The sequence below is a fragment of the Pseudoxanthomonas sp. GW835-FHT14C01 genome, assembly GCF_058793715.1.
The window spans coordinates 791,854-804,262 of the sequence record NZ_JBXAGB010000001.1; the positions used below are offsets into that span (position 1 = coordinate 791,854).

The following is a 12,409-nucleotide window of genomic DNA, read 5'->3' on the forward strand; positions in this document are numbered from 1 at the left end:
TGTGGTTCTGGCGGTGGCTCAGATGAGCTTGATCAGCTTGGAGACATCGGTGCGCAGGTGACCCGGATCGAAGCCGGGGGCGTAGCGCAGGATGATGAAGCCGTGGGGATCGATCACGTAGACCGGCGTGCCTGCCGCGTCGTCCACCTGCGGCAGCCGCGCGCGCAGCGCATCGTCGGCGCGCACCAAGCGCAGCGCCGAGTGACGCGGCGCGTCGGCCGGATAATCGCCGATCCACAGGATGTCGACTTCCGTGGCGTTGTGGCCGAACAGCTGCCACACCGTATCCAGGTCGGTCGCCAGTTTCGTGCACGCCTGTGCGCAACCCGGTGCGGGCGCCGCGACGATGCGCCACCGGCGCTCCGCCGGCTTCCAGTCGTAGCGTCCGCCGTCAGCCAGCGCCGGCGCGAGGTCGCGTGCATCGGCCGGAGGCTGCAGCATCAGGCCATGGTTCTTGTGGCCTGCCGGCTGCCAGCCGGAGAAACGCAGCAGGCCGGCGCCGAACACGGTACCGAAGAACAGGGCGAACAGGGCAACGAGCATCCACCGCCCGCGACGCCGCTGGGCGGGATCGAATGGTTTTGGGTCCATGGGCGCATTTTCTCACGCCCGGGCGATCATTGCCCCTTCTGCGCACCCCGCCGGCTACGCCAGGTCAGCACCAGCGCGGTGACCAGCACCGCACCGGCCAACCCGAACCACTGCACGGCATACCCGACGTGCCGCTCCGGCGGCAGCGTGTTGGGCAGGACGTCGAGGTCGCGGTCGTAGCCCAACGGCAGGGCGGGATCGAGCTTCAGCACGCGCGGCGCCAGCGAAGACAGGCCCAGGGCCTGGCCGATCTCCTGCCGCTGCAGCGCGATCACCAGCAGGCTGCCATCCGGCTGCGCGCTGGGCGGCGCGTGGGCGATGCCTTCCGAGGGCGGTGGCACCAGCAGGCCCGCCACACGACGCTGCCCCGACAGCGGCGCCACGGCCGGCATCACGCGGTTGCCCGGGACCGGCAGCCAGCCCAGCTCCACCAGCAGCGGCGCTCCCGCGTCGGCCGGCTGGAAGACACGATAGGCACGCACACCGGGCTGGCGATCGCGCGTCTGGTTGTCGAGCAGGATGGCCGGCGCAGGCAGGAACTCGCCCTCACCCGCCGCCCAGTCGTAGGCTTGCGACCGCGCCTTGTCCGCGGCCAACGCCAGCGGCTGCGGCTGGCGCTCGGCCAGCACGCGCGACGTCTCCGTCAGCATGGCCTCCTTCTGTTCGGCCCGGCCCCATTGCCAGGCGCCGAGGCTGCCGAACAGCGACATCGCCAGCACGGCCAGGGTCCAGCCCATCGGCAGCGGCATGCGTCGGCTCACGCGCTGCGTCCGAATGTCGCACCCACCATCGGCTCACGCCGGTGGAGCGATAATGCGCGCCTCACCGCCGAGGTCCCATCGAGGACGCCATGAACGATTCGCTGAAAACCCTGCTGATCATCGCCTTCCTCATCCTCATCGTCTGGAACCTGGGCGCGGGCCTGTACTACATGCTGGTGGACAAGGGCGAGAGCAAGCGCACGGTGAACGCGCTGACCCGCCGCATCGCACTGTCCGTCGGCCTGATCCTGCTGGTGGTGCTGGCCATCAAGATGGGCTGGATCCAGCCGCACGGAATCAACCCGGGCTGAGTACGCATTGTCCCGCGCGCGGCACGCCGCGCCAACCGGGCAAAAGAAAGGGCCGGCATTGCCGGCCCTTTCTTCGTTGCGGCATCGCCCGCACTTACAGCACGTAGACGAACAGGAACAAGCCCAGCCACACCACGTCGACGAAGTGCCAGTACCACGCCACGGCTTCGAAGCCGAAATGGTCGTCCTTCGAGAAATGGCCCTTGGCGCAGCGGAACCAGATGATCGCCAGCATGATCGTGCCCAGCGTCACGTGCAGGCCGTGGAAGCCGGTCAGCATGAAGAACGTGGAACCGTAGATGCCCGAGCCCAGCGTCAGGTTCAGTTCCTTGTACGCGTGGATGTATTCCTCGGCCTGGAAGAACAGGAACACGCAACCCAGCAGCACGGTGGCGCCCAGCCAGATCAGCAGTTGGCTGCGGTTGCCCGCCTTCAGCGCATGGTGCGCGATGGTGATGGTCACGCCCGAAGTCAGCAGGATCAGCGTGTTGAGCAGCGGCAGGCCCCACGCCGGGATGGTCTGGAACTGACCGCCCACCTGACCCGGGCCGGCGCTCGGCCACGCGGCCGAGAAGCCTTCCCACAGCAGGCTGTTGGTCATCACGCCATCGCCTTCGCCGCCCAGCCACGGCAGCGACAGCGTGCGGGCGTAGAACAGCGCGCCGAAGAACGCGGCGAAGAACATCACTTCCGAGAAGATGAACCACACCATGCCCATGCGGAACGACACGTCCACCTGGCGGTTGTAGCTGCCGCTCACCGATTCGCGGATCACGTCGCCGAACCACATGAACAGCGTGGCGCACAGGCCCACCACGCCGGCGTAGAACGTCCACATGCCCCAGGCGAGGTCGTTGAGCCAGCTGGCCACGCCGAACATCGTGACGAACATGGCGATGGAGCCCACGAACGGCCACTTGGAGCTGTGCGGCACGAAGTAGATGTTGGCGTCTGGCGATGGGGCGTTTGCCATGGCGATGCTTCCGGTTGCTAAGGCGAATTCAGGGTGCCGCGAGCGGCGAGGGCGACGCATTGCCGGTGCCGATCTGCGCGGTCAGGGCGTCGTTCTTGAAGAAGGTATACGACAGGGTGATCGTCTTCACTTCGGGCGGCAGGTCCGGATCCACGATGAAGCGGACCGGCATGTCGCGGCTTTCGCCGGCCTGCAGCGTCTGGGCGGTGAAGCAGAAGCACTCGGTCTTGGTGAAGTAGCCCGACGCGCGCGCCGGCGCGACCGACGGCACCGCGCTGCCGACGACAGCCTTGTCGCTGTCGTTGCGGGCGAAGTACTTGGCTTCGTACAGCTCCCCGGGCACGACCTGCATGGTCAACTGTTCCGGGTTGAACGCCCACGGCAGCTTGGAGTTCACGCCGCCGTCGAACTGCACCGTGACCGTGCGCGGGGCCTTGGCGGCGGCCACGGCCGAGGCCTGGCCGGGACCCTGTTCCAGACGGATGCCGAACACCTTCTCGCAGGCGATGCGGTACAGCGGCACCAGCGAGAACGTCAGCACGAACACCGCCATCGCCACGCCGACCAGCTTGAACAGGCCCGCCGAGTTGGACTTGGCGGCCGTCATGCGCTCAGCACCGCGCGACCGATGAAGGCCGCGAAGATGGCGAAGGCGATGCCGCCGATCACCCACGCGGTCCGCAGCACCGCCCTGCGGCGGCGTGCGAGTTCTTCGGGAGTGAAGGCGGGGACGTTCATGCGCTGTCGCTCGACCGTCTCAGTGCGTCACGTCGCCGTGCGCCAGGTCGCCGTCCTTGATGACCGGCGGCGTGGTGAAGGTGTGGTGCGGCGCCGGCGACGGCACGGTCCACTCCAGGCCCTTGGCGTTTTCCCACGCGCGCGCTTCGGCCTTCTTGCCGTTGCGCAGCGAGGACCACAGGATCGCCGCCATGATGAACGGCGTGGCGAACATGCCGAACGCGCCGATCGAGCTGATGAAGTTCCAGTCCGCGAACACCGGGTTGTAGTCCGGGATGCGGCGCGGCATGCCGGCCAGGCCCAGGAAGTGCTGCGGGAAGAACAGCAGGTTGACGAACACGATCGTCCACCAGAAATGGAACTTGCCCCAGAACTCGTTGTACATGCGGCCGGTCCACTTCGGCCACCAGTAGTAGGTGGCGGCGATGATGGAGAACAGCGCGCCGGTCACCAGCACGTAGTGGAAGTGCGCCACCACGAAGTAGGTGTCGTGGTACTGGAAGTCCGCCGGCACGATGGCCAGCATCAGGCCGGAGAAGCCGCCGATGGTGAACAGGATGACGAAGCCCACAGCCCACAGCATCGGCGTTTCGAAGGACAGCGAGCCCCGCCACATCGTGCTGACCCAGTTGAACACCTTCACGCCGGTCGGGATCGCGATCAGCATGGTGGCGAACATGAAGTAGATCTCGCCGCCCAGCGGCATGCCCACCGTGAACATGTGGTGCGCCCACACGATGAACGACAGGAACGCGATCGAGGCGGTCGCGTACACCATGGCCTGGTAGCCGAACAGCGGCTTGCGGCTGAAGGTCGGGATGATTTCCGACACCACGCCGAACGCCGGCAGGATCATGATGTAGACCTCGGGGTGACCGAAGAACCAGAAGATGTGCTGGTACATCACCGGATCGCCGCCGCCGGCCGCGTTGAAGAAGCTGGTGCCGAAGAACTTGTCGGTCAGCAGCATGGTCACGGCGCCGGCGAGCACCGGCATCACCGCGATCAGCAGGAACGCGGTGATCAGCCAGGTCCAGCAGAAGATCGGCATCTTCAGCAGGTCGATGCCCGGCGCGCGCATGTTCAGCACGGTGGCGATGATGTTGATGGCGCCCATGATCGAGCTGACACCCATCATGTGGATCGCGAAGATGGTGAACGCGACGTTGTAGCCGCCCTGCAGCGACAGCGGCGGGTACAGCGTCCAGCCGCCGGCAGGCGCGCCGCCCGGCAGGAACAGCGACATCAGCAGCAGGGTGAAGGCGAACGGCATGATCCAGAAGGACCAGTTGTTCATGCGCGGCAGCGCCATGTCCGGCGCACCGACCTGCAGCGGGATCATCCAGTTGGCCAGGCCGACGAAGGCCGGCATCACGCCGCCGAAGATCATGACCAGCGCGTGCACGGTGGTCATCTGGTTGAAGAACTCGGGGCTGACGAACTGCAGGCCCGGCACCATCAGCTCGGCACGGATGATCACCGACATGCCCGCGCCGATGATGAACATGATGAAGCTGAAGATCAGGTAGAGGGTACCGATGTCCTTGTGGTTCGTGGAGAAGAACCACCGGTCGATGAAGCCCTGCTGGTGACCGTGATGATCGTCGTGCCCCTCGTGATGAGAATCGTGGGCGACGTTGGAGTTGGCCATGTGCTTACTCTCTTGAAGCTAAATCGGGCGATCGATCAGCCCTGCGCCGACGGCGCGGGGGTCTCGGCAGCGGGGGCGGCATCGGTGGCCGGGGCGGCGTCCGCAGGCGCGGCTTCCGGCGCCGGTGCAGCCGGTGCCGGTTCGGCGGCCGGGGCGGGCTTCTTGGACGCCAGCCACTGCGCGAACTCGGCCTTCGGCACGGCCTTCACGACGATCGGCATGAAACCGTGGTCCTTGCCGCACAGCTCGGCGCACTGGCCGCGGTAGATGCCCGGCTCCTTGATGTCGGTCCAGGCCTCGTTGACGATGCCCGGGATCGCGTCCTGCTTCCAGCCCAGCGCCGGCACCCACCACGCGTGGATGACGTCGTCGGCGGTGATCACGAAGCGGATCTTGGTGTCGGTCGGCAGCACCAGCTGGTTGTCGACGTCGAGCAGGTAGTGCGGGTGCGCCTTGATCTCTTCCTGCGTGGCGTTCTTGTTCTGGCGCAGGCGGTCGGACTCGCGGTCCAGGCGGCTGGTAAAGGACACGTCCTCACCGAGGTATTCGTACTTCCACATCCACTGGTAGCCGGTGACCTTGACGGTCATCTCGGCATCGCGGGTGTCGTACATGGCGATCAGCTTGGCCGTCGCCGGCCAGGCCATGACCACCAGGATCAGTACCGGGATGACGGTCCAGATGATCTCGGCGGTGGTGTTGTGGCTGAACTGGGCCGGCACCGCGCCCTTCGAATGGCGGAACTTGAACATCGCGTAGCCCATCGCACCGAACACGATGATGCCGATCACGATGCAGACCCACAGCGCGATCATGTGCGCGTCGTAGGCGTGCTGCGAGGACGCGGTGACGCCCTTGCCCATGTTCAGCTGCCACCGGTGCGGGTCGGCCGACTGCGCCCAGGCCAGCGCCGGCATCGCCAGCAGCGTGCACGCCATCGCCAACCGCTTCCACAATCCATTCACTTGCGTCATTGCCTAGACCCCAATGCGTCATCGGTTGCGGCCACTCGCGGCCGCCAGTAAATCCTGCAACCTGTCCGCCAGCTCCCGGCGCTCGGCCGGCCCAAGGAAGTCGCCTACCCGGACCCGCCTGCCGCTGGATGCCAGCGAAATCCTTTCGCCATTCCGCTCGATGCCCAGCCGGACCCAGTACGGGTGCGCCCGGAACACGATCCCGGCACCGGAGGTGGTCACCTCCACCGCGTCGGGACCGATGCGGATCACCTCACCCCGGTCGCCACTGCGCCACAGCACGCGCAGCGCCGTGGCCACGATGGCCGAATGGAGCAATGCAAAGGCTGGCGCGAAGGCATTGCCTCCCCACCAGCCCAGCATGGCGACGACCCACATCGCGCCCGACAGCGCCACGAACAACATCACGAACTGGCGGCGCGTCAGCGCCCGCGGCGGCCGCAGCCTGAGCTGCGCGCCGTGTCCGTCCCACGATGACGGCACCACTTCGATCATGTCGCCCGCCACACGCTCCGGGCTGCGGAAAACCGTTAAATGGTAGCCCCCGAGCACGTGGCGCGGCAAGTTTCATTGATCGAGCACAAGGCGCGCGGGGCGCTCGAGCACACCACGCGACGAGGCCAACAGAGGATTCCGGGACCGCAGTCACCGCTTTGCCGATGCGGCCCGCCGAGGCCCGTCGAGCCGGCACGGCAGGCATATCCGGGCTGCCCGCGCGGCCCTAAACTAATGGACTGCCTTTGGACTGCCCTGCCGTCATGTCGACCCCTTCGCCCGTCCCGTCGCCCGCCGCCCCCGTGGCCGGCACCATCGTCTCCCCCGAGCTTCCCGCGCCACCGGCCGCCCTGCGGGCCGCCATCACGGCCGCCTGGCTGCGCGACGAGGCCACGCACGTCCGCGAGCTGCTGGAACAGGCGCGTCTGCCGGCCGACGAGCAGATCCAGGCGCAACGGCTGGCCGTGGACCTGGTGAAGCGGGTCCGCGCACGCGCCCAGGACCAGGGCGCCATCGAGGCCTTCATGCGCCAGTACGACCTGGGCAGCGAAGAAGGCGTGCTGCTGATGTGCGTGGCCGAAGCGCTGCTGCGCATCCCGGACCAGGAGACCGCGGACAAGCTGATCCGCGACAAGCTGGGCGATGCCGACTGGGAAAAGCACCTGGGCCAGAGCGACTCGGTGCTGGTCAATGCCTCCACCTGGGGCCTGATGCTGACCGGCCGGCTGGTCAATCTGAACGACCTGACGCGCGCCGACGTGCCGGGCGCGTTCAAGCGCCTGGTCGGCCGCGTCGGCGAACCGGTGATCCGCCTGGCCGTGCGCCAGGCCATGCGCATCATGGGCCACCAGTTCGTCATGGGCCGTACCATCGACGAAGCGCTGGCCCGCAGCCGCAAGGGCGAGAACGCCGACTACCGTTACTCGTTCGACATGCTGGGCGAGGGCGCGCTGACCACCAAGGATGCCGCCCGTTACCTGGAGGCCTACCGGCAGGCGATCCACGCGATCGGCCGCACCGGACCCTTCGCCGACGTGCTCGCCGCCCCCAGCATCTCGATCAAACTGTCCGCATTGCACCCGCGCTACGAGCACGCCAAGCGCGCCCGCGTGATGAAGGAACTGGCCCCGGCCATCCTCGAACTGGCGCAACTGGCCAAGTCCTGCCGCATCGGCTTCACCATCGATGCCGAAGAGGCCGACCGCCTCGAGCTGTCGCTGGACCTGATCGAGGCGACCTTTTCCGATGCCTCGCTCGACGGCTGGGAAGGCTACGGACTGGCCGTGCAGGCGTACCAGAAGCGCACCCCGTACGTGATCGACTTCCTCGCCGACCTCGCCCGCCGCGTCGGCCGCCGCATGCCGGTGCGCCTGGTGAAGGGCGCCTACTGGGACGCCGAGATCAAGCGCGCGCAGATCGACGGCCATCCGGGCTATCCGGTGTTCACCCGCAAGCCGAACACCGACGTTTCGTACCTCGCCAACGCCCGCCGCATGCTGGACCACGGCGACGCGCTGTACCCGATGTTCGCCACCCACAACGCGCAGACCATCGCCGCGATCCGCTTCATCGCCGACGGCCGCCCGTACGAACACCAGAAGCTGCACGGCATGGGCGACGACCTGTACGCCGAAGTCGTGCCGAAGCACCGCCTCGACACACCGTGCCGCGTGTACGCGCCGGTCGGTTCGCACGAAGACCTGCTGCCGTACCTGGTGCGCCGCCTGCTCGAGAACGGCGCCAACAGCAGCTTCGTCAACCGCATCACCGATGAGAACGTGGCCATCGAGGACCTGGTGCGCGACCCGGTGCAGACCGTGTCGGAATTCGACTCCATCCCGCACCCGCGCATCCCGCTGCCGGTCGACCTTTTCCGGAGCCAGCCGGCTCCTATCGCTTCTTCTGACAGGAACAACTCCATGGGCGCGAACCTCGCCAACGACAATGACCTGCGCGCCCTGGCCGAGCGCATCAACGCATCCGTCAAGCCGTGGCGCGCCGCGCCACTGGTGCCGGGCGCGGTCGTGTCCAGCGCGGCGCTGCCGGTGACCAATCCCGCCGACCGCCGGCAGACCGTCGGCGAATGGCAGCCGGCCGACAGCGCTACCGTCGAGAAGGCGCTGGCCAATGCCGTGACCGCGCAGCCGGCGTGGGACCGTACACCGGCCCCCAGCCGCGCCGCCATCCTCGAGCACGCCGCGAACCTGCTGGAACAGCGCCTGCCCGACTACATCGCGCTGTGCGTGAAGGAAGCCGGCAAGACCCTTCCCGACAGCGTCGCCGAAGTGCGCGAAGCCGTCGACTTCCTGCGCTACTACGCCGCGCAGGCACGTACGCAGTTCGGCGCGCCCGAGCACCTGCCCGGTCCGACCGGTGAATCCAACCAGCTGCAGTTGCAGGGTCGCGGCGTGTTCGTCTGCATCAGCCCATGGAACTTCCCGCTGGCGATCTTCCTGGGCCAGGTCTGCGCCGCGCTCGCCGCGGGCAACAGCGTGATCGCCAAGCCGGCCGAACAGACTAACCTGATCGGCCATGCCGCGGTGAAGCTGCTGCACGAGGCCGGCATCCCCGAGGCGGTGCTGCAGTTCCTGCCCGGCGACGGCGCGACCGTCGGCGCCGCGCTGACGAAGGATCCGCGCGTGGCCGGCGTCGCCTTCACCGGCTCCACCGAGACCGCGCGCGCGATCAACCGCGCGCTCGCCGGCCGCGAGGCCGGTCCGATCGCCACGCTGATCGCCGAGACCGGCGGCCAGAACGCCTTCATCGCCGATTCGTCGGCGCTGCCCGAGCAGCTGGTGAAGGACGCGATGGGTTCGGCCTTCACCTCTGCCGGCCAGCGCTGCTCGGCCGCGCGCGTGCTGTTCGTGCAGGACGACATCGCCGACAAGGTGATGACGATGCTCGCCGGCGCGATGGACGAACTGAAGATCGGCGATCCGGGCCTGCTCTCGACCGACGTCGGCCCGGTGATCGACGCCGACGCGCTGAAGATCCTCGAGGACCACGCCGCCCGCATGGCGAACGAGGCACGCCTGATCAAGCAGGCGAACGCGGGTGCGGACACGACGCACGGCACCTTCTTCGCGCCGCGCGCATGGGAGCTGAAATCGCTGGACCAGCTGCACAAGGAGATCTTCGGGCCGGCGCTGCACGTAGTGCGCTGGAAGGCCGACCAGCTGGATGCGGTGATCGACCAGATCAACGCCACCGGCTACGGCCTGACCCTGGGCGTGCATTCGCGCATCGACGAGACCATCGACCGCATCGCCGCACGGGTGAAGGTCGGCAACGTCTACGTCAACCGCAACCAGATCGGCGCCGTGGTCGGCGTGCAGCCGTTCGGCGGCCAGGGCCTCTCCGGCACCGGCCCCAAGGCCGGCGGTCCGCACTACCTGCCGCGCTTCGCCACCGAGAAGACCGTCACCGTCAACACCACGGCGGCGGGCGGCAACGCCTCGCTGCTCACGCTGGGCGAGTGACGCCTCGCGGCGCGCGCCGCGCGGATGAAGCTCCAAGCCCCGCTCAGGCGGGGCTTTTTGTTGGGCATGACCCACGGCACTGACACCTGCGGCAGCGCGCGGCGATCCTGCGTGTTCCGTGGGCGCCGTCGCTGAACGTGCGCCGCACCTGCGCCAGCATCCATGCCGTGCCGCTGCCGGATTGCGCCCTATCCTGCGTTCTGGCACCGACAGGAAGTTCCACGGCCAGCGAGGCTCCAACGACGCATGACGACCGATTTCTACAACCTGCTGCTCAGCGACTGCGCGCTCGCCGCCGTGCTGCTGGCGCTGTTCTTCTATGTGGGGAAGGTCTCGCGCGGCGTGCGTGGCATCGCCACGTGGGGCGTGGCGCACTTCCTCTACTCGCTGGGTGCGGCGATGCTGGACGGCACCGCGCAGACGCTGGTGCGTGCGGGCAACGAATCGCTGGCGGACGGCATCGCAGGCGCTGGCGGCCTGCTCGCGTGCGCCGGTCTGGTCGGGCTGGCGTGGTCGATCGTCCAGTTCGTGCAGCAGCGCCCGCTGGCGCAGTGGGAACGCGCACTGCTGCCGCTGTGCCTGGGATTTTCGCTGGTCGGCATCGGCATGGGCGGCGGCGTGGATGCGCAGGGCGCCGCGATGAGCGCCACCGAAGTGATCGTGCTGCTGGTGATGCTGCGGCACCTGTTCGTGTTGCGCGTCGCGCCCGACCACGTGCCGGCGCGCCTGATGATCGCGGGCTGCGTCGTGCTGCTGTGGCTGTACGGCGGCGACCTGCTGGCGGCGCTGACCGGCCGCTACGGTCCCAATCCGATGTGGGTGAACATGGACCTGTCGATCTGGTTCATGCTGAATTTCTGCATGCTGATGCTGGCCAGCTTCCGTGCCGCGGAGCCGCTGCGGCGCGGCGCGCTGTTCGATCCGCTGACCGGCGCGCTGAATCGCCGCGGGCTGGACAACGAGCTGCAGTCGCATGCCGGCCGCTCCGCCATCGAACACGGCGTCGCGGTGATCGCGCTGGACCTGGACCACTTCAAGTCCGTCAACGACCATCACGGCCACGAAACCGGCGACCGCGTGCTGCAGCGGTTCTCGGACGTGGTCCGCGGCTGCATCCGCAGCGAGGACGTGTTCGCGCGGCTGGGCGGCGAGGAGTTCATGCTGGTGCTGCGCGACACCCAGGCCGAGACCGCGCACGCGCTGGCCGAACGCATCCGCCAGCAGGTCATGGCGCTGGAACTCGCCCAGGCCGGCCGCGCCATCCGCATTACCGTCAGCCTGGGCATCTCGTTCACCGCGGACCGCTACGCGCCCTACGACACGCTGATGCGACTCGCCGACGAGGCGCTGTACGAAGCCAAACACAAGGGCCGCAACCGGATCGAGGTACGCTGGCACCCCGCCTGACCCCGAGAACCCCGCATGCCACGCCGCCATCGCCTCGCCCTCGCTTTGTTCCTGTGCGGCGCTGCGCCGCTCGCGCACGCTTCGGCATACCGCTCGGTCTGCCCCGCCGATCCGGGCCAGGCGGCGTCGGGCGAACTGACCGCGACGCGCGTGGCGGTGGCGACGGTGGACGACGACCAGGACCGCCTCTACGAAGGTGCCGTGTGGAAGGATGGGGCGCTGTACCTGTCGGACTTCGTGCACAGCGGGCGCTTTCCTTCGCGCATTCGTCGCTTCACCCCGCCCGACCGCTGGGAAACCGTGGTCGAGGACAGCGGCAGCAACGGCCTGGCGCTGGATACGGAAGGCCGCCTGATCGCCGCCACCCACGACCGCAAGCAGATCGCACGCGTGGACCTGGCCGATGGCAAGCGGACCGCACTCGTCTCGAGCTTCGACGGCGCACCGTTCAATTCGCCGAACGACCTGGTGATGGCGGCCGACGGCACGCTCTACTTCACCGATCCGGACTACCAGCGCAACGCCGCCCCCGGCGGGCAGCCGAGCACGCGCGTCTATCGCCATCGCGACGGCACGACGACGGTGGTGGACGACAGCCTGCGCAATCCCAACGGCATCGCGCTGTCGCCGGACGGTACGACGCTCTACGTGGCCGGCGGTACCGACGATGGCGACGTATTGCGCGCGTATCCCTTGCAGGAGGGCGTGCCGGGCCCGGGGCGGGATCTGGCGCGCATCAGCGGCGGTGACGGCCTGGCCGTCGACTGCCTGGGCAACGTCTATGTCACCGAGCACGGCGAACAACGCGTGCGCGTGTTCTCGCCGACCGGCGATGTGCGGGCGACGATCCGCGTGGACGCCAACATCACCAATGCCGCGTTCGGTGGCGAAGATCGCCGCACCCTGTTCCTCACCGGCGCGGCCAGCCTGTGGTCGATCGACCTCGATGTGGCGGGGCTGCCGTACTGACGGTGCACCCGCGCTGCGCGCGATTCGGGCACTCCGTTTCGCGCGCTTGACCCGCGCCAT

General features: G+C 68.1%; 12 protein-coding genes. 4 read left to right on the top strand and 8 right to left on the bottom strand.

From position 1 onward, the window contains the following. Positions 1–18: 18 nt before the first annotated feature. The gene (locus AC1Q5B_RS03445; protein ID WP_492630330.1) at positions 19–591 is read right to left on the bottom strand and encodes a redox-active disulfide-containing membrane protein; all 573 of its coding nucleotides are present in this window, start codon (positions 589–591) and stop codon (positions 19–21) included. 26 nt (positions 592–617) lie between these two features. After that, positions 618–1,352, bottom strand: coding sequence for an SURF1 family protein (locus AC1Q5B_RS03450; protein WP_492630331.1), 735 nt, complete (start codon positions 1,350–1,352; stop codon positions 618–620). Between the two features lie 89 nt (positions 1,353–1,441). Between AC1Q5B_RS03450 and AC1Q5B_RS03455 the strand changes: the two genes are divergently transcribed. After that, positions 1,442–1,663 (top strand): twin transmembrane helix small protein, encoded by a 222-nt coding sequence (locus AC1Q5B_RS03455; protein ID WP_162335975.1) that lies wholly within the window; start codon positions 1,442–1,444, stop codon positions 1,661–1,663. Between the two features lie 94 nt (positions 1,664–1,757). On the opposite strand, the gene AC1Q5B_RS03460 is transcribed toward AC1Q5B_RS03455, so the two are convergent. From AC1Q5B_RS03460 to AC1Q5B_RS03485, 6 genes are read right to left on the bottom strand one after another with little or no spacing between them, the layout of a single operon-like run. Beyond that, positions 1,758–2,636, bottom strand: coding sequence for a cytochrome c oxidase subunit 3 (locus tag AC1Q5B_RS03460; protein WP_492630332.1), 879 nt, complete (start codon positions 2,634–2,636; stop codon positions 1,758–1,760). 28 nt (positions 2,637–2,664) lie between these two features. Then, positions 2,665–3,243: a cytochrome c oxidase assembly protein gene (locus AC1Q5B_RS03465; protein ID WP_492630333.1), complete on the bottom strand. Its 579-nt coding sequence runs from the start codon at positions 3,241–3,243 to the stop codon at positions 2,665–2,667. After that, positions 3,240–3,374: a hypothetical protein gene (locus AC1Q5B_RS03470; protein WP_268793362.1), complete on the bottom strand. Its 135-nt coding sequence runs from the start codon at positions 3,372–3,374 to the stop codon at positions 3,240–3,242. The genes AC1Q5B_RS03465 and AC1Q5B_RS03470 overlap by 4 nt, the downstream gene beginning before the upstream one ends. A 19-nt stretch (positions 3,375–3,393) precedes the next feature. Next, entirely contained in the window at positions 3,394–5,025 is a 1,632-nt protein-coding gene (gene ctaD, locus AC1Q5B_RS03475) for a cytochrome c oxidase subunit I (RefSeq protein ID WP_492630334.1), read from the bottom strand. A 35-nt stretch (positions 5,026–5,060) separates the two neighbouring features. Continuing rightward, positions 5,061–5,963 carry a cytochrome c oxidase subunit II gene (gene coxB / locus AC1Q5B_RS03480; protein ID WP_492630939.1) on the bottom strand — a complete coding sequence of 301 codons (903 nt, stop codon included), beginning with the start codon at positions 5,961–5,963 and terminating at the stop codon, positions 5,061–5,063. Between the two features lie 54 nt (positions 5,964–6,017). Continuing rightward, the gene (locus AC1Q5B_RS03485; RefSeq protein ID WP_492630335.1) at positions 6,018–6,494 is read right to left on the bottom strand and encodes a DUF2244 domain-containing protein; all 477 of its coding nucleotides are present in this window, start codon (positions 6,492–6,494) and stop codon (positions 6,018–6,020) included. Between the two features lie 263 nt (positions 6,495–6,757). Here AC1Q5B_RS03485 and putA point away from each other — a divergent pair, with 263 nt between their 5' ends. The 3 genes from putA (at position 6,758) to AC1Q5B_RS03500 (ending at position 12,349) form a co-directional block, all read left to right on the top strand. Continuing rightward, the gene (gene putA, locus AC1Q5B_RS03490; RefSeq protein WP_492630336.1) at positions 6,758–9,973 is read left to right on the top strand and encodes a bifunctional proline dehydrogenase/L-glutamate gamma-semialdehyde dehydrogenase PutA; all 3,216 of its coding nucleotides are present in this window, start codon (positions 6,758–6,760) and stop codon (positions 9,971–9,973) included. A gap of 246 nt (positions 9,974–10,219) precedes the next feature. Then, positions 10,220–11,380: a GGDEF domain-containing protein gene (locus AC1Q5B_RS03495; protein ID WP_492630337.1), complete on the top strand. Its 1,161-nt coding sequence runs from the start codon at positions 10,220–10,222 to the stop codon at positions 11,378–11,380. A 15-nt stretch (positions 11,381–11,395) separates the two neighbouring features. Next, the gene (locus AC1Q5B_RS03500) at positions 11,396–12,349 is read left to right on the top strand and encodes an SMP-30/gluconolactonase/LRE family protein (protein WP_492630338.1); all 954 of its coding nucleotides are present in this window, start codon (positions 11,396–11,398) and stop codon (positions 12,347–12,349) included. Positions 12,350–12,409 lie beyond the last annotated feature (60 nt).

Bases quoted from the DNA above. Each gene is read 5' to 3' on its own strand.
- AC1Q5B_RS03470 (WP_268793362.1), bottom strand. From the start codon at position 3,374: ATGAACGTCCCCGCCTTCACTCCCGAAGAACTCGCACGCCGCCGCAGG.
- AC1Q5B_RS03455 (WP_162335975.1), top strand. From the start codon at position 1,442: ATGAACGATTCGCTGAAAACCCTGCTGATCATCGCCTTCCTCATCCTC.
- coxB (WP_492630939.1), bottom strand. From the start codon at position 5,963: ATGGCGTGCACGCTGCTGGCGATGCCGGCGCTGGCCTGGGCGCAGTCG.
- AC1Q5B_RS03495 (WP_492630337.1), top strand. From the start codon at position 10,220: ATGACGACCGATTTCTACAACCTGCTGCTCAGCGACTGCGCGCTCGCC.
- AC1Q5B_RS03465 (WP_492630333.1), bottom strand. From the start codon at position 3,243: ATGACGGCCGCCAAGTCCAACTCGGCGGGCCTGTTCAAGCTGGTCGGC.
- AC1Q5B_RS03445 (WP_492630330.1), bottom strand. From the start codon at position 591: ATGGACCCAAAACCATTCGATCCCGCCCAGCGGCGTCGCGGGCGGTGG.
- AC1Q5B_RS03485 (WP_492630335.1), bottom strand. From the start codon at position 6,494: ATGATCGAAGTGGTGCCGTCATCGTGGGACGGACACGGCGCGCAGCTC.
- AC1Q5B_RS03460 (WP_492630332.1), bottom strand. From the start codon at position 2,636: ATGGCAAACGCCCCATCGCCAGACGCCAACATCTACTTCGTGCCGCAC.
- AC1Q5B_RS03500 (WP_492630338.1), top strand. From the start codon at position 11,396: ATGCCACGCCGCCATCGCCTCGCCCTCGCTTTGTTCCTGTGCGGCGCT.
- putA (WP_492630336.1), top strand. From the start codon at position 6,758: ATGTCGACCCCTTCGCCCGTCCCGTCGCCCGCCGCCCCCGTGGCCGGC.
- ctaD (WP_492630334.1), bottom strand. From the start codon at position 5,025: ATGGCCAACTCCAACGTCGCCCACGATTCTCATCACGAGGGGCACGAC.